Annotated in this window: 13 protein-coding genes; 2 read left to right on the top strand and 11 right to left on the bottom strand. The window is 59.5% G+C overall.

Annotated elements, in window-relative coordinates; genetic code table 11:
- Window positions 1–366: 366 nt before the first annotated feature.
- Both katG and greA read right to left on the bottom strand, forming a co-directional pair.
- Window positions 367–2,547 carry a catalase/peroxidase HPI gene (gene katG, locus J2Z31_RS06030; protein WP_209600941.1) on the bottom strand — a complete coding sequence of 727 codons (2,181 nt, stop codon included), beginning with the start codon at window positions 2,545–2,547 and terminating at the stop codon, window positions 367–369.
- A 316-nt stretch (window positions 2,548–2,863) separates the two neighbouring features.
- The gene (greA, locus tag J2Z31_RS06025) at window positions 2,864–3,346 is read right to left on the bottom strand and encodes a transcription elongation factor GreA (RefSeq protein WP_209600940.1); all 483 of its coding nucleotides are present in this window, start codon (window positions 3,344–3,346) and stop codon (window positions 2,864–2,866) included.
- Between the two features lie 234 nt (window positions 3,347–3,580).
- Between greA and J2Z31_RS06020 the strand changes: the two genes are divergently transcribed.
- Window positions 3,581–5,158 (top strand): lipopolysaccharide biosynthesis protein, encoded by a 1,578-nt coding sequence (locus J2Z31_RS06020; RefSeq protein ID WP_209600939.1) that lies wholly within the window; start codon window positions 3,581–3,583, stop codon window positions 5,156–5,158.
- 137 nt (window positions 5,159–5,295) lie between these two features.
- On the opposite strand, the gene J2Z31_RS06015 is transcribed toward J2Z31_RS06020, so the two are convergent.
- The 9 genes from J2Z31_RS06015 to J2Z31_RS05975 form a co-directional block, all read right to left on the bottom strand.
- Entirely contained in the window at window positions 5,296–5,724 is a 429-nt protein-coding gene (locus J2Z31_RS06015) for a hypothetical protein (RefSeq protein ID WP_209600938.1), read from the bottom strand.
- Window position 5,725: 1 nt separating this feature from the next.
- Window positions 5,726–7,174 (bottom strand): GMC oxidoreductase, encoded by a 1,449-nt coding sequence (locus tag J2Z31_RS06010; protein WP_209600937.1) that lies wholly within the window; start codon window positions 7,172–7,174, stop codon window positions 5,726–5,728.
- 9 nt (window positions 7,175–7,183) lie between these two features.
- Window positions 7,184–8,188, bottom strand: coding sequence for a glycosyltransferase family 2 protein (locus tag J2Z31_RS06005; protein WP_209600936.1), 1,005 nt, complete (start codon window positions 8,186–8,188; stop codon window positions 7,184–7,186).
- 95 nt (window positions 8,189–8,283) lie between these two features.
- On the bottom strand, window positions 8,284–9,621 hold the full coding sequence (locus J2Z31_RS06000; RefSeq protein WP_209600935.1) for an NAD(P)H-dependent oxidoreductase: 1,338 nt from the start codon (window positions 9,619–9,621) through the stop codon (window positions 8,284–8,286).
- Between the two features lie 46 nt (window positions 9,622–9,667).
- Window positions 9,668–10,201, bottom strand: a complete 534-nt coding sequence (gene rfbC, locus J2Z31_RS05995; protein WP_209600934.1) for a dTDP-4-dehydrorhamnose 3,5-epimerase — start codon at window positions 10,199–10,201, stop codon at window positions 9,668–9,670.
- Window positions 10,202–10,305: 104 nt separating this feature from the next.
- A complete protein-coding gene (locus J2Z31_RS05990) occupies window positions 10,306–11,385 on the bottom strand; it encodes a GHMP family kinase ATP-binding protein (RefSeq protein ID WP_209600933.1) in 1,080 nt (359 codons plus the stop codon).
- Window positions 11,386–11,418: 33 nt separating this feature from the next.
- Complete coding sequence (locus J2Z31_RS05985; protein WP_209600932.1) at window positions 11,419–12,474, bottom strand: NAD-dependent epimerase/dehydratase family protein; 1,056 nt, start codon at window positions 12,472–12,474, stop codon at window positions 11,419–11,421.
- Window positions 12,467–13,747, bottom strand: a complete 1,281-nt coding sequence (locus J2Z31_RS05980) for an HAD-IIIA family hydrolase (protein ID WP_209600931.1) — start codon at window positions 13,745–13,747, stop codon at window positions 12,467–12,469. The genes J2Z31_RS05985 and J2Z31_RS05980 overlap by 8 nt, the downstream gene beginning before the upstream one ends.
- On the bottom strand, window positions 13,744–14,352 hold the full coding sequence (locus tag J2Z31_RS05975; RefSeq protein ID WP_209600930.1) for a D-sedoheptulose-7-phosphate isomerase: 609 nt from the start codon (window positions 14,350–14,352) through the stop codon (window positions 13,744–13,746). The genes J2Z31_RS05980 and J2Z31_RS05975 overlap by 4 nt, the downstream gene beginning before the upstream one ends.
- Before the next feature lie 548 nt (window positions 14,353–14,900).
- Between J2Z31_RS05975 and J2Z31_RS05970 the strand changes: the two genes are divergently transcribed.
- Window positions 14,901–16,865: a HAMP domain-containing methyl-accepting chemotaxis protein gene (locus tag J2Z31_RS05970; RefSeq protein WP_209600929.1), complete on the top strand. Its 1,965-nt coding sequence runs from the start codon at window positions 14,901–14,903 to the stop codon at window positions 16,863–16,865.
- The last annotated feature ends 46 nt before the right edge of the window (window positions 16,866–16,911 follow it).

Raw genomic sequence — 16,911 nt, 5'->3', positions numbered from 1 at the left:
ATCCTGCCAGGCCGATCGTTTTGGGGAAAGCCACGATCTGCTCGCCGACGCGAACCGCCGCCGTCGGGTTCCGTCTCTCGATGTAACCGAGTTGGTGTCGCAGTCGCCCATGGGCACATACAAGGCTTATCGGTCACCCGTTGGGTGCCACCCTCTGGATGCGAGGTCGGAATGCCTTGAACACCACGCCGCCCGAGGTCGGGGCGTGGTTGTTTCGACGAATCTCGTTGTGCCTGTGTAATTGGGAGGGTTAAACCCGCTTGCGCCAGGGATGTTCGCCCCGGGGCAGGTTGATGTGCCCGCATGCGACTGATGAAGGGGTGCCTGGACCTGGCTGAATGTCAAGCCCAGGCAAACTCTTGTCAATCACAGCAGATCAAAGCGATCTGCGTTCATGACCTTTGTCCAAGCCGCGACGAAGTCCTTGACAAACTTCTCCTTGGCGTCGGACTGGGCATACACTTCTGCCAGGGCGCGAAGCTGCGAGTGGGAACCGAAGATCAGATCGACCCGCGTGCCGGTCCACTTGACTTCGTTCGTCTTGCGGTCGCGTCCTTCGTAAGCGCCTTCTTTGCCGGCGATCGGGGACCACTTCGTGCCCATGTCGAGCAGGTTGATGAAGAAATCGTTGGTCAATGCCTCCGGGCGCGACGTGAAGACGCCATGCTCAGGCTCGCCCGCTTTCAGTACACGCAGGCCGCCGACGAGAACGGTCATTTCCGGTGCGGTCAGCGTCAGCAGCTGAGCGCGATCCACCAGAGCCTCTTCCGGCTTCATGAACTGCCGGCGGCGGCCTACATAGTTGCGGAAGCCGTCGGCACGGGGTTCCAGCGGCGCAAAGGACGCAGCGTCGGTCTGTGCTTCGGAGGCATCCATGCGACCGGGCGTGAACGGCACGGTGATGTCTTGACCGCCAGCCTTTGCCGCCTTCTCGACACCGGCTGCACCCGCAAGCACGATCAGGTCGGCAAGCGAGATCTTCTTGCCGCTGCTCTGGCCGGCGTTGAACTCCTTCTGGATGCCTTCGAGAACCGCGAGGACCTTTTCGAGCTGCGACGGCTGGTTGACCTCCCAGTCTTTCTGCGGCGCCAGGCGAAGGCGCGCGCCATTGGCACCGCCGCGCTTGTCGGAGCCGCGGAAGGTCGAGGCCGACGCCCAGGCGGTCGACACCAGCTCCTGCACCGTGAGCCCGGAGGCAAGGACCTTCGCCTTGAGGTCTGCGACGTCCTTGTCATCGACCAATGGGTGGTCCACGGCGGGGATGACGTCCTGCCAGATCAGGTCTTCGGCCGGCACTTCGGGGCCGAGGTAGCGAACCTTCGGGCCCATATCGCGGTGCGTCAGTTTGAACCAGGCGCGGGCGAAGGCGTCAGCGAAATGATCCGGGTTTTCTAGGAAGCGGCGGGAGATCTTCTCGTAAACCGGGTCGAAGCGGAGCGACAGGTCGGTCGTCAGCATCGTTGGAAGACGCTTCTTGGAGGTGTCGAAGGCGTCCGGAATGGAAGCCTCGGCATTCTTCGCCTTCCACTGATACGCACCGGCCGGGCTCTTGGTGAGCTCCCACTCGTAGTTGAACAGGTTCTCGAAAAAGTAGTTGCTCCACCGGGTCGGCGTCTGCGACCAGGTCACTTCCGGTCCGCCGGTTATGGCGTCTGCGCCAATGCCGGTGCGGAATGAGCTCTTCCAGCCAAGTCCCTGATCCTCGAGCGCACCACCTTCCGGGTCGGGACCGATGAAGGACGGATCGCCGGCGCCATGGGTCTTGCCGAAGGTGTGGCCGCCGGCAATCAGCGCCACGGTCTCTTCATCGTTCATTGCCATGCGGGCGAAGGTCTCGCGAATGTCGCGCGCGGCAGCGACCGGGTCGGGATTGCCGTTCGGGCCCTCGGGGTTGACATAGATGAGTCCCATTTGCACGGCGGCAAGAGGTTCGTCCAATTGCCGTTCGCCGCTATAGCGCTCGTCGCCCAGCCAGGTGCCTTCCGGACCCCAGAACAGTTCCTCGGGTTCCCACACATCGGCACGGCCGCCGGCGAAGCCGAAGGTCTTGAAGCCCATTGATTCGAGCGCGACATTGCCGGTGAGGATCATCAGATCCGCCCAGGAAATCCTGTTGCCGTATTTCTGCTTGATCGGCCACAGCAGACGTCGGGCCTTGTCGAGGTTGGCGTTGTCCGGCCAGCTGTTGAGCGGCGCGAAACGCTGCTGGCCCTGGCCGGCGCCGCCGCGGCCGTCAGTGATACGATAGGTGCCGGCGCTGTGCCAAGCCATTCGAATGAACAGACCGCCGTAGTGACCGAAGTCCGCCGGCCACCAATCCTGCGAGTCCGTCATCAGCGCATGAAGATCTTTCTTCAGCGCGTCGAGATCGAGTTTCTTAAACTCCTCGGCGTAGTCGAATGCCTTGCCCAATGGGTCGGCAAGGCCAGACCGATGATGAAGAACCTGGACGTCGAGTTGGTTCGGCCACCAGTCACGATTCGATCTGCCGCTCCGGCTCGCATGCGCGACCGGACATTTGCTCGCGCTCTCAGTTTCCCTGTCCATGACTTTCTCCTCACTGCTTCATGTGTCTGCCATTCACAAGAGAGCATCGTCGGTCGTATCGCCCGGCTCACCTGCGTCTTGAGACCGTGGCCTGCGGCCGGACGATCCGGGGACACGGGCGTCAACACGCGTCCTCCCCTGCCGCCTTCATATCGGAAGCATGCGATAAATTTAAGTTGGATTTACCGATCGCTGCGATAGGCGGAAATTATGAAACGATCTCCCGCAATAGCTCGTGTTTCCGGGGCTTGGCGCGGCGTAATCGCCTCAGGCTCGGGGCGGGCGCTCGTTGGTTCTCCAATCTGCGGTTGGCGCGCTACGATATGGCGATGATTTCGAGCTCTTGATCGCCCATGGCGACGATGTCCCCGACGGCTTTGCCCATCAGCCTTCTTGCGACGGGAGAAATGTAGGAAATGGACCCGGCCTTGGGATCAGCTTCGTCCTCTCCAACAATACGATACGTGTGCACCCCCCCATCGTCACGGCTGAAGGTGACCGTGCTTCCGAAGGCAACGGTTTCACTTGAAGTCGGATCAGGGACAAGCTGAGCCGTGCGCACTCTTTCCGAAAAGTAGCGCAGATCGCGCAACGGGCCAGCTGCTTGGCGCCGTCGTTCATTCACATCTTCGATCGTGCGGGTTACATCGTAGGCTTCGCGGGCTTGGCGGAGTTGCAGTTCCAGAGCCTTCAACCCCGCCTCCGTCACCAGGTTCGGATGGGGCGAGATCTGACGGTCAGGCAACAGTGTTTCCGCAGCGGTCTCGGCACTTTCTTCCTTGATGAAGGCAACGCTCAATCTGAAACTCCGTTTCCACCACGATGCGCTGTAGCACGCTGACTGCATATCTCTGTCCTTAAATCGAGGTCGATTTAAGGAGACACGCGGTGGGGCGCATAGGCCTATAAACAATCATTTTCGTCGGAACCTCGAAGAACTGGTGTTTTTGCGCTGGTACGCAAGCAGCGCCGCTGCTACCGGCCGCTCCCATAGCCCCGTCTGCAGGTGAGGTTATACCCCGAATGGAGGTATATGAATCCGCAGTTCAGCCGGCATTATGGAGGGCGCGCAAATCCCCGAAACATTCAGTTTAATGAGGAAATCCAGGTGGGCAGAGGGGAAGTCGCCAGCCGATCCGAATTGGTCGCCCAAGCTGGCATGTGGGTGATAGCAGGCAAGCTCGTTGCCCGCGGCATCGACCTTTGCTCGCTGCTGATCTTGACGCATCTGCTTTCACCCGCTGATTTCGGACTGATCGCCTTGGCAATGACGACAATTCTCATCGCTGAAGTGGTCGTCGAATTGCCCCTCGCCCAGGCGATGGTTCGCGTTTCCACGCTCACCGAACCGGTGTTTGCAACGGCCTTCACACTCGGGATGCTGCGCGGGGTGTTTCTGGCGAGCCTGATGGGCGTCCTTGCCTGGCCATTGTCGCTTCTTTACCAGGAACCGCGTCTGATCTCGTTGATATGCGCCCTCGCGCTTGCACCGATCTTGCGAGGCCTCGTCAGTCCCCGTATGGTCATCTTCATGCAAAAATACGACTTTCGTCGAGATTTTTTGCTGGACGTCATCGGAAAGATATCGGCGCTTGTTGTTGCCACGAGCATTGCTCTCGGGACGGGCAGCTATTGGGCCATTGCTTGGGGCACCATTACTACGCCGCTTGTCGCATTTATATTGTCCTATATCTTTGCACCGCTTCGGCCCAGACTGACGCTTTCGCAATGGTCGATCTTTTCCGACATGGTCAGCTGGAACACCGCGTCGCAGCTGATTTCCGCGCTGAATTGGCAGATGGACAAGTTGCTGGTGGGACGGCTTGCCGACTGGAGCTCGTTCGGTCGCTATACAGTTGCTGACAATCTCTCAGGGTTACCCCAGCAGGCTCTCGTTCAACCGCTCACGCGACCGTTGATTGCTGCGTTCGCGAATATCACCTCACCCGCGGCATATCCGGCTGCCTATTGCAAAGCAACGAACGCAGTATTTTCGGCGACGGCTCCCATTCTGGTCTGCCTTGCCATGCTTTCGGAGCCATTCGTACGAATTGTCCTGGGGGAGAAGTGGCTCGAGGCCGCTCCGATGCTGCACTGGTTTGCTCTATCTTATCTGTTGTCGGTGCCGGCTGAAGTCTTGCATCCTCTGGCGATCGCGATGAACAAGACCCGATTTGTTGCTCTTCGGATGATTTCGGAGTTTGTCGTCAAGCTGCCCGCCTTGGTTATCGGCCTCGCCTTATTCGGGCTAAATGGCGCTCTCGCAGCTCGCTGTGTCGCAACAGCCGCTGTTTTCATCGCCGTTGCGTGGATCGTGAGGCACCTGATAGGCGTCACAATCAAACAACAATGCAAAGCATTGTGGCGGCCTGTTTCGGCTTGTTCAGTCATGGCTATATTTCTGTTCTTGATCACGCCATTCGTGGCGGCTCAGCAGACGCTCTTGCTCATGATCCTGGCTACCGGCGCCTCAGGGCTAACAGCCGTCGCTGCATACGGCGCGACACTCCTTCTGCTATGGGCGGCGGCTGGCCGCCCGGACGGTGTCGAGAGCATGGTCGTCAAGAAGGTACAGCGGATGCTTACATCGATGCGCCCGAGAACAGCATAGGGATCATCTGGCCGCCCGTTGCACTCGGGCATCTCGTATCGGCTTTTACAAGTGCGTGAGCGCGTCGATGCGGCTCTTTCGGCGAAATAGATTAGATCAGTTCCTCGGAACCGGCGATCTGCACGAAAGGTGAGCGCCTACGGAGGATCGAGATTGGCGAATGGATTGGTGCAGGCCGTGCCGGACGGTCTGCTCACATATACGATCGTCTTGGCGCGCGGGTCCGCGACTTCGAAAAAGTTCGAATTCGTTAGATACATCGTGAGAGCCCTGCGCGCAGCGAGCTCGAATTTGTCGCTCATGGTACCCATGGTCTCGACACCGAATGTCTGCCACGCAACCGTGGCCGCACGCCTTTGCTTCCAGGACCACCGCCCCAGAAATTCATGGATGCACTCGGCCGCCGATGCTTCGTCGATCCTTACGCCGGGTAGCGACCTTTTGAAATAGTCGAGCAACGCCTGGTGCTCGTCGGCTAGTAAGACCCAGCTTGCTCCGGATGCCGCTGCTATGGCAGCCGTTCCACCGCCGATCAGGATATTGCGTCGCGACGGGTTGAATTTCATATCAGCCTCCGATGAGCGCTGCGGCTCGCAGCGACAGTGCGGCTGCTGTCAGGCTCGGATTGGCCGTCCCACAGCTGGGCCAAACACTTGTTCCAAGAACGAGCAGGTTGCGCACATCGTGGTGCACGAGCCCGCCATCCACAATCGACTGGGCTCGATCCTTCCCCATGCGACAGGTTCCCTGGATGTGGAAGCCGGTGGGAAGATCTTGCCGACGGATAATGCGTTCGACGGGTAATGGCGCCAAAAGCTGCGGCAGCTTGGCGATCACATGCTCGACACCCTTGTCGCAATACGAGGAACGGCGGGGATGGCTTACGGCAGGCATCTCGCCACCTTCGTCGAACACTTTGTTCGCTTCAAGCGGCAAGTCCTCGACGAATACTTCCATTGGGAGGGTCTGCCGCCACCGGCCCCATTCGGCTCGCAAGCCATCGCGGAAATAATGATTAATGAAATAAACGAGTGCCGCGCCACCCTCCCGTCGATGCTCGCCGTCAACCATGAGCGTATTGAGGCCAGCGGTTGGAATGCCCCCGTCGAAATGATCGACGCCGTCAAGCAGGACCTCGAACTGCAGGACGTGCTTCTCATGCAGGTATTTCCCAAGCGCGGGATGAAAAAGCCCGGATCGCATCAAAATGAACGGCGAGTGGATTGCATTACATCCAATGGCCACAAGATCGCCCGTCACTACCTGTTCGCGCCCACCTGTCGAGTAGCGCAGGCCCTTGGCGACACCGCCTTCCAACTCAACGGAAAGGACCCTGGCATTTGGCAAAACGTGAACGGTCGGTGCGTCCATGTGCTCACCGAATGTATTGAGCGCCGTGAACTTCGCATCGAGAGGGCAAAGATTGCACTGCACGCTGTCGCAGCAGGGGCCGCGATCTCCGACCGGTGTCCTCAGGCGAGCTGTCGGCACGGCGAAGTGATGATCCGGCATCGCCGACTTCATGATCCTGTCGACGCTAGATAGGTTGTGGGCCGGTTGAGGATACGGGGCTGATCGAGGATAGCGACACCCCAGGTCATTGGGGCCGGCCACTAGCATTATCTGCTCCGCCGCGACGTAGTAGGGCTCGAGATCTTCATAGCTGATGGGCCAGTCCTCGCCGACGCCGTACATGGTCCTGAGCCGAAAATCGTTTGGCGACAGGCGCGGCGTGTTCGCCCACCAACAGTTCGTTCCCCCACCGAAGCCCAATGTGAAGAACCAGGGCTTTTCATCCGGATCCTGCACGAAGGTCTGCGCTGCATCGGTGTCGCTGTTGCGCTGGTTCTCAATCTGCCAGCTGCGATCATGAAAGCCGCCCCACTCGACCAGGAGCACACGTGCCCGTGGAAATCGCCGCCGATAGCCATGCAGGAAGAACATCGAGCCGAAGCCGGTCCCGCCGATCACGAGATCGTAATGGTCTTCTATCATCTCGGGGGCAATGACCGGCATCGGCGCACCTCATGAGGTCCTGTTGCCGGCCCGCTGCCATTGAGCACCGAACCGGCGTTTCTTCGCTTCCAGAACGACCTGGCCGATACGCCGAACGCCATCTTGTCGACGCAGGATGTAACCGACCGGGGGCATGAGAATCATCCTTGCACGACGTCTCAGGGCCAGGCGCGCCAATTCCCAGCCCCCGGTGAAACTGCCGCGAACGAGGTGGGCCAGCGCAGCCCAGTAAGCGCGCTCGGCGATCGATCGCTGCACCTGTGTGCGCAGATGCGAGACGTCCCTGCCTTTGGCATTCTCCTTGCCGAAAAACGTTTCGAAGGATAATTCCACGGCTTCGAGCTCGGGCGCGAGGCGTTCGCGCGTGTAGGCCGAAGCGTTATCGGCATGTACACGCACGAAGCCTTGAGTCGCGCTCGTGCGGGCAACATCGCCGAGACGGGCCAGGCGCAGCCACATCTCCAGGTCGGGAGCGAATGACAGGCGCTCGTCGTAGTGGCCGGCGATTTTTTGAGCACTGGTTCGAACGACCACGCCGCAACATGCCACCGTATTGTGTGCGGTCCTGCATCTTTGCGAAATGAAGCTTTCCCCCGTTTCGATCCGCCAGTCTGACCCCAAGCGGGCATCCCGGATCTCTTCGCCGTGTCTCACCGTCCTGCCGCATGTCATCGCAACGCCTGGATAGCGACCGAGGCAATCCATTGTCCGCTTCAGTGCGCCGGCCGCGAGTAGGTCGTCGGCGTGCAGGATGGTCAGGTACTCGGCCGAGGCCCAGTCGATGCCTTCATTGAAAGATGCGTGGAGCCCCTTGTTCACCTTGCGTGCGATGATTTCGATACGAGGGTCCTCTGCAGCAAGCGACCGGGCGATTTCCACACTGTCGTCGCTCGACGCATTGTCGATAATCAGGATGCGCAGGTTCTCAACTGCCTGCGCTTGGACGCTCCTGACGCAGTCCCGCAAAAATCGCCCGTAGTTGTAATTAGGTATTACGACGTCAATCGAACTCACGGCATACCGTCCTTTGCGCAAGCAAGTCGATGAGCGCAATCCGCGGACCCCAGGGTTAGCGGATCGTGATGTTTGCATTGGTGTGCCCGCCGCTTCTATGCCACCACTCTCTGTGGATGCGCCGCTTCGGCCACCGACGACCCGAAGAAATGGATGTCCTGCTCGGCACGCAGCTGATCGCAAAGGCGACCGTGCGGCAGTTCGACATCGTCATAGGTGAGCACGGCATCTTTGGCCACATCGCGTTTCAGCCGACAGCCCTCGGCCAGACCCAACGGCAGGAGGCGCTCGCCTCGGGTCGAATCCGTATTCTCGGCGAGCCCGTAAGTCATGTAATGGCCGATTCCATCGATCACGGCGCCCGATTTGAGCTCGGTCTTCGCGGTCGCCACGACATCGACGGTAGGCGCGCCCAGCGGAGCAATCGCTGCATCCTTGAACAGCACGGCGCGGGCGACTGTGTTGGGCACCTCGAAATGGCAAAGATGATAGGGCCAGTAGAAGCAATAGAGCGGGCCCTTTCCCAATTTATACAGTTCCAGATAGTGCCTCTCAGTTGCATCTTCGGTCGTGCCGAGCACGAAAATTCCCGGATTGGGCATCGCTCCGACCACGTAGTCGACGATACCGGGCCCATTCATCACGTCTTCGAGAGGAAACCAGTCGACTGCCTGCTGGATTGGTGTGCCGGCCTCGACCGTGGGGCCATGCATCCCCCGTTTGGCAACGCGCATACCGGTGGCATTGGCCACGATCGCATTCTCGAACGAGATCTTCGAGCCATCCGCGAATGAGGTCACCATCGGTGGCTTCATGCCCCATCGCCTGGCAAACGCCTCCTGAGTGGTCGGGTTGCGATAGGGATCGTGCAGGCCCTTGATGTTCCCGCAAAGAACCGGTCGGATGCCCAGGCCTTTGACCCAACGGTAGAGGTTCATGATCACGCCCGGTTGATCCCCTTCCACGTTGGTGATCACCACCCCGGCGCGGTCGGCATATACCTTCAGGATGGATCCAATCGTGCCGTCGAGTTCGGCGTTCATCAGCACGACATGCTTGCCGTGCCGAATGGCTCTCATTGCGACATGGGCAGAAAATTCGATTGCGCCCGTTGCCTCGACCACGACGTCGATGCCTCCGGCCTCGCAAATGTGCATCGGGTCCGCCGTGACCGCGCGGCGACCGCGGGACACAAGTTCCTCGAGCGCTGTGGTGCTGGTCGCCTCCGTCACATCGTCCGCGCCAGCAGCCGCATAGGCTTCTCGCGCCTTTTCCACGTGTCGGTTGGATATGGCCACGAGTTCCATGCCCGGAACATAGCGAAGCATCTGCAGGGCGATGCCTCGTGCCATGAAGCCGGCACCGACCATACCCACGCGAATTGGACGCCCCTCGGCCTGGAGCTTTTCCAACTCCCTGTCGACAATGAACATTTGCCTCTCCTCTGTCTTGCTCCGGCAGTTTCGCGGCGGAAAAAAGTTATCCGGCGTAGTCCGGCCAGCTTCGGTCCTTTTCCGAAATCACCGCCGGCTCATCCACCGGCCATCTCACGGCGAAGGTGGAATCGTTCCAGCGAACGCCCCGTTCGGCGGCTGGCGCGTAGAATTCGGAAACGAGGTATGTAGCCTCGGAGTCGTCCTCCATTGTGAGAAAGGCATTCGCGCAGCCCTTCGGTATCACCAGCATCCGCCGGTTCGCCGCTGAGAGCTCCACAGCAAGGTGCTGCTTGTAGGTTGGCGATTCGGGGCGAAGATCGATCAGCACGTCGTAGAGGCTGCCGCGGGCGCAGCGAAGCATCTTGTCCTCCCCATGGGGAGCGAGCTGATAGTGGAAGCCGCGCAGCGTGTGCTTGCTTCTATTATATGAGAGGTTCATCTGTGCGACGTAATCCGGAAGCCCGTGCTCGGCAAACTCCCGCGCACACCAGCCACGTGCGAAGAAGCCCCGCTCGTCCTCGAATTTCTCCAAGTCCACCAGGGTCGCGCCGGGAATATCGGTCTTCGTGAAAAGCATCGTAGATCCATTAGCTAGTGAACGTCATGCCGGGTTTCTCCGACGATCTCTCCCGCCGTTTGCTCGCGCCAACGATCGCCGTGCGATAGCGAACGGCATCAGACCTACGCTGGATGCAGAAGGCGTGAGCCGTGTACCTCATAGCCGATAGGCACATAGGCCAGGTGTGAGAGGGCGAGCCTTACGCTTTCCCGACGCTCCGGCTTGACCGCGAACATAAGAAAGCCGCCGCCGCCGGCGCCGCACAACTTGCCACCTTCCGCCCCTGCCTGCCTGGCGAGGTCGTAATTGTTGTTGATTTCCTCGTTGCTCACGCGGGACGCCAAGCTCCGCTTCATTTCCCAGCCTGCGTGAAGAACGGCGCCGAAGCGCTCTATGTCGATGAGGGGCTCAGAGAAAATCTCCTGAAGCATGAAGGCATCGTCCCGCATCCGCCTGAGCGTATCGAGATTGCTCGATGTTTTTGCCTTTTGCTCGACCAGCACGGAACTGGCCGGTCGTTGATGAGAAGTCCAGAACATCATCAGATTGCTGAAGAGATGTTCGACGGCGCCATTGCGCGCCCGCTGCGGCTCGACCGTCACCGCACCGCCCGGCTGAAAGCGGAACAGGTTCATGCCCCCGAACGCGGCGGCATATTGATCCTGTTTGCCGATCGGCTCCTTGAGGATGTCTATCTCGATGTGACATGCCTCTTCGGCCAACTGGCCCGCGGTGACGCGTTCTCCCCGGAAGGCGTGTAGCGCGTTGAGGAGTCCCACCGTGAACGAGCTCGAGCCGCCCATGCCCGTCGAGGCCGGCATGTCGCCGACCGTCGAGATGTAGATCGGCGGTTCGATCTCCAGGAAACGCAGACATTCCCGAGCGATATTGTTCTTGATCTCCCCTACGGTGTTAACCTGCTCCGTCTGTGAATAGTTGACGCGGATTGGCTCATTGAAGATTTCGCTGTGGCGCTTGACGGTGACATAGACGTACTTGTCCACCGCTGCGCTGAAGACTGCGCCGTAATCGAGGTTGTAGAAATCCGGCAGGTCGGTTCCGCCGCCCGCAAAACTGACGCGCAACGGTGTGCGCGTCATGACGAGAGACGGCAGCCGCTGTGCAGCGCGATCGATGATCGCCGGATGGGCCAGTCCTGAGGGGCGACCCGTCATCACTGTGGTATCGACTAGCTGTTCCATATTCGCCACCTCGAAAATTGACGGGAACGATGGTCAGGCGACGCACGGTTCCGCGGTCCGCCAGCGCAGCTCGTCATCGAGCATCCCCGCTTGAAGCAGGTGATCGAGCCAGCGCAACCGCGTGAAGCGTTTGTCGGTGAAGTCTTCATGTCTGAGTGCGATCGCGCGGAACGCCTCGTAGAGCTCCTGCGCTCCTTTTCGTGCCGTCCACTGAAACTCGAAGTCCGGGAAAGTTCGCGAGAACTTGCTGAAGTCGGCCTTGTACGTCCTTTGGTCCGCGCCGGGTTTCGGTGTCATTGTCAGCTGCGCGCCGGGGACGGCCTCAACGGCGATCTCCGCGATCTCGCGCACTTGAAGATTGAGGCTTTCGACGCCCATGTTGAGCGCCTCGTTGTGGACGTCCTGGAGCGGCGCCTCCAGCATCAGTTTGAAGTAGCGCGCAACATCCTGGACATGGACAACGGGCCGCCAAGGCGTGCCGTCGCTATGGACTTCGACACGTCCCGTTGTGAAGGCGCTGCCCATGAAATTGTTCAGCACGGTGTCGAAGCGCATTCGCGGCGACAGACCGTAGACAGTGCCGTTGCGGCAATAGACGGGCGAGAACCCGTCATCGGCCAGCGCGCACAGCGCTTCTTCCGCGATGACCTTCGATCTCGCATACTCCGTTTGCGGCGCCAGCGGGGATGTTTCATCGACTACGGCGGCTTCCGACATGCCGTACATGATGCAGGATGAGGAGAACAGGAACCGCCGGATCCCTGCCGCCTTGGCCATCTCGGCGAGGCGAACCGTGCCTTCCGCGTTGATCTGCCTCGTCCAGTCCGCGTTGAGATTTCCGATCGGGTCGTTCGAAAGTGCCGCGAGATGGATCACCGCGTCAAAGCCCCGAACATCCGAAGGTTCGATGGCGCGCAGATCCTTTGTGATCTCGGGCACCTTGGTATTGTCCGCGCCCAGGGTGCACGCACGAAAATATCCCATGTCCAGCCCGGTCACCTCATAGCCCGCCGCTTGCAACACGGGAACCATGACAGAACCGAGATATCCATTGTGTCCGGTGACGAGAACGCGTGATGGTTCATTCATGTCTGCCCTGCTCCGCTTTCGAAAGGAGTTGACGGGTGATATCCAGGAGCGAGCGATGCTCGCTTACTTGCGCATACAGGCAATCCGCGGCTTCGGCCGCTTGACAGTCACGATCATCATCACCGACGAACAGGGTGCGTGTGAGATCGAGGTCAAAGTCGCGCTGTGCCTCGAACAGCATGCCCGGCTTTGGCTTCCGACACTCGCAGCCTTCGTCCCAGCCGTGGGGGCAGTGATAGATCGCCGTGATCTTGCCGCCGGCGGCTTCGGCCTCGGCACACATGCGCCGGTGAATTTCCTCGAGATCCGCGGCGCTCATCGCTCCGCGCGCTATCCCTGCCTGGTTCGAGATGACGATGATGCGGTAGCCGGCCTCATTCAGAACGGCCAACGCCTGCTTTGAACCCGGTACCCACTCCCACTGGTCCCATGAACAGACATATTCGGCCCGCGGCGGCTTGCGGTTGAGGACGCCGTCCCTGTCCACGAGAATGGTTTTCTCGCGCCTCATGAAGCGCTCCGTCACGGGTAGGCGCTCAATCGAGCCCACGCCGTAATAGCGGTGCTCACTCAGGAAGCCGGCGAGGCGATGCTGCGCGGCGAGCGGCGTATAGATGGCCTCCTCGAAAAGGGTGTCCTCGTGGGGCAGGAGTTCGAGGGCAAGGTCGGTCAGTATGGCATAGCTGATCTCGACCCCCTGCAGCCCGGGCGTGGTGCGGAGCCGGTCGAAAACCGTCACATTATCGTCCGCATCAAGGATCACGCTGCCGCGTGAATAGCCGTCCTTGTTGCTATAGACCGTGATCATTCCAGGCTTGCCGGCCGCGCAGAAGCGTTGCCACAGCCGCTCCATCCGCATCGGCCAATAATTGTCGCAATAAAGCAGCAGAAAGCATGGATCGATGAGATCTCGCGCATTGAAGACCCGGCTGCTTGTAAGATCGTCGGGTCCGGTGACGGCATACTCGATCTTGATCCCGAACCGGCTCCCGTCACCGAAGTGGTCCATTACCACGTGCGGCAGATATCCAAGCAGTAGAAGAACTTTTTCGAACCCCGCCTGCCGCAATTGTTCGATCTGGTACTCCAAAAAGGGCCGGCCGAGCACCGGCACCATTGGCTTCGGGCGGTCGAGGGTGATCGGGTGCATGCGCGTGCCACGCCCGCCAGCCAGAATGACAGCCTGGCGTGGCCGGCTGTACGTGCGGCCTTCGACACACGCAAGCGGCTGCTCCTCCTCTGGGTATGAGGATCTTGCCAGGCTGAGGTTCATCGAGCCAGCTCCGGGCAATCGGCAACGAGGTATCGCGTGATCGCATGGCAGATCGTCGAGTGGATATCCTCGACGAGCTCGTACGCCCCCTTTTCGGATCGCACCCATACCGGCTGATCCACGAGCGCCTTCAGCGCGCCGCCGTCGAAACCGACGAGCGCGATGCTAGCGACGTCTTTCGTGCGGGCGAGCTCAACTGCGCGCACGAGATTTGGTGAATTCCCACTTGCGGAGATCACAATGAGAACGTCACCGGGGGTGGCGAAATTCTCCAGCTGCCCGGCAAAGATGCGGTCGTAGCCTTCGTCATTGCCCAGCGCCGTCATCCAGGAAATATTGTCAGTCAGGCCCATCACACGGATTGGCCGCTGCCCGGACCGTTTGGTCGCCTTGCCAAGATCATTGACCCAGTGCGAAGCTGTTGCGGCGCTGCCGCCGTTGCCCGCGATGAAGATTGTAGCGCCCGCGTCGCGCGCCCTGCGCAACATCTCTATCGCTGCCTGGACGGCTTCGGTATCGACCTCAGCCAATGCGCCCCGCACCGAGGCGAAATATTCATAAGTGAAGTCCTTGGCAGGCAAGTAGACCACATCACCGGCAGACATTGCGACACCTCATCCGGTTTCCACTCCCTCATTGGTCAAAGTCCTGACTTTCGCGGTCAGATCGACATCGATGCGCTGTCAAAACCAGATTCGACAAAGCGAGCAGATTTGCTTGATCGCCACAGTTTCATCTGAGGCCAAGCGAAAATAGAAGATGAACATCTGGATAGGGTCGCCGACGCGGACAGGGAGCTATTCCACCGAAATTAGCCGCCGTTGTCTTTTGGGCTTACCTTCAAAAGCGGTATGCCCACCGGAAGCCCAGCCGAGTTGCGGCGCCGGCTACACTAAGGGCACAGTTGCTGCCGCGCCGCCCGAACGTGCACCACAAAAGAAAAGGGTCACGTGTGCGGCAAAAATTTGCCGCTGGCGCTCAAATGCGGGTAACGATTTTTGCGGAAAATGTAGTTTCTGAGATCCTAAAACAGAGGTTTCTGTTTTTCGAATTTTAACCTTGTCGATCGATATTTGGGAGTGATTGCACCCCCCGTGGGTGTGCCAGCATTCGTGCTGGAGTCTCACACTCAATTCACAGGACAACATGGCAGATGGCGAAGGTTAAACTACTTGGAGTGGTCGGGCGTCTCATTGCAGGATTTGGATTTCTGCTCATTCTGATGATCGGTCTGACGCTCTACTCCACAAACCAGGTTTCAAAGATTAACGACAAACTCGGCGTGATCAATGACATCAACAGCGTAAAGCAACGCTATGCCATCAACTATCGTGGGAGCGTCCATGATCGAGCAATCGCCATCCGCGATGTGACCATCGTCGCATCTCCAGCCGAGCGAAAGGCCGCTGTCGATCTTATTGCAAAGCTCGCCTCGGCCTATGCGGAGAACGAACAGAAGATGGCGGCCATGGTCTCATCGCCAGTCGGCGCGACGACCCAGGAGCGGGCGATCCTGGACGAAATCGCAGCGATTCAGGCCAGGACAAACCCCCTCGTCGCGGAGATCATCTCGCTCCAAGAGCGCGGCGCCTCAGAGGAAGCCAGCAATCTTCTTCTTGAGCAAGCGCGGCCGGCATTCGTATCCTGGCTGGGGGCGATCAACAAATTCATCGACTATCAGGAGGCCCTCAACAAAAAGATTGGCGCGGAGGTGCGCGGAACTGCCAGCGGGTTCAATTCTCTGGCATTGACGGCTTTGGGCATCGCAGTCCTGCTTGCCCTTGTTGCAGCGTCACTGACCGCTCGCTCTATCGTTGCCCCGATGGGCAAACTCCAGGACTCGCTAGCGTCCATGGCTGAAGGGAATATGGAAGGCGATCGAGATCTAGAAAAGCGGCGAGACGAAATCGGTATGCTGGCACGCGCGGTTTCTACTTTGCGCGATGTAATCTCCGCCAAAACGCAGGCGGATGCTGACAGGGAAGCGACGCGATCCGCGGAAGAGCGCAAGCGGCTGGAATCGGAAGCCTCAGAACGAAGCGCCCTAGCCGAGCAGACCGATACAGCAGTCAAGCAACTTGCGGAAGCTCTTCAGGGGCTGGCGAACGGTGATCTTACCCGACACATCGCTACACCTTTCATACCCTCTCTCGACCGGTTGCGGACAGACTTTAACCAAGCCGTGGAAAAACTGCGCGGCGCCATGCAAAAAGTCGCTGAAAACGCGAGTGCTATCGCATCTGGAGCACAGGAAATTCGCTCCGCTTCGGATGACTTGGCCAAGCGAACAGAGAACCAGGCGGCATCCGTCGAAGAAACAGCAGCGGCATTGGAGGAGATTACCACGACTGTCTCCGATTCCAGCAGCAGGGCGCAGGAAGCTGGAAAACTTGTCCGCCAGACGAAAGAAAACGCCGAACATTCCGGCCGCGTAGTGCGGAACGCCGTTGACGCCATGGGTAAGATCGAGGCCTCGGCAACCGAGATCGGTAACATCATCGGCGTCATTGATGAGATCGCTTTCCAGACAAACCTGCTCGCGCTTAATGCCGGAGTTGAAGCCGCACGAGCTGGTGATGCTGGGAAGGGCTTCGCAGTGGTGGCTCAAGAAGTTCGTGAGCTGGCACAGCGCTCCGCCAAGGCAGCGAAAGAGATCAAGGAATTGATCAACACGTCAAACGATCATGTAAAAAATGGCGTATCTCTCGTCGGTGAGACGGGGACTGCCTTGCAGGAGATCGTTGTCCAAGTCCAGCAGGTCGATGGAAATGTCATTGCAATTGTGGAAGCATCCAAGGAGCAGGCTACCGGTCTCAAGGAGATCAATGCGTCTGTCAACGCCATGGACCAGGGTACACAACAGAACGCCGCCATGGTTGAGCAATCCACAGCAGCGGCCCATAGCCTTGCTTGCGAGGCAGAGGCACTGTTCCAACTACTCGCCCAGTTCAACATCGGAACGCAACCGGCAACACGCAGCAACAGACGGCCGCAGGTAGCGGCCGCCGCGGCTACATCACGCCCCGCCCCGTCGCCGGCGCGTCAGCTATCGGCCAAGTTGTCCGCCTCATTCCAAGGGAACGCCGCTCTTTCAACCGATAACTGGAAGGAGTATTGACAGCTGCGAGCAAAGCCTCCTCATGCGGTGAAGGGCCGGAGAACGG

Source organism: Sinorhizobium kostiense (assembly GCF_017874595.1).
Taxonomy (GTDB): domain Bacteria; phylum Pseudomonadota; class Alphaproteobacteria; order Rhizobiales; family Rhizobiaceae; genus Sinorhizobium; species Sinorhizobium kostiense.
The sequence above is the reverse complement of the archived record's forward strand: the minus strand, read 5'-3'. Positions and strand labels throughout refer to the sequence as shown.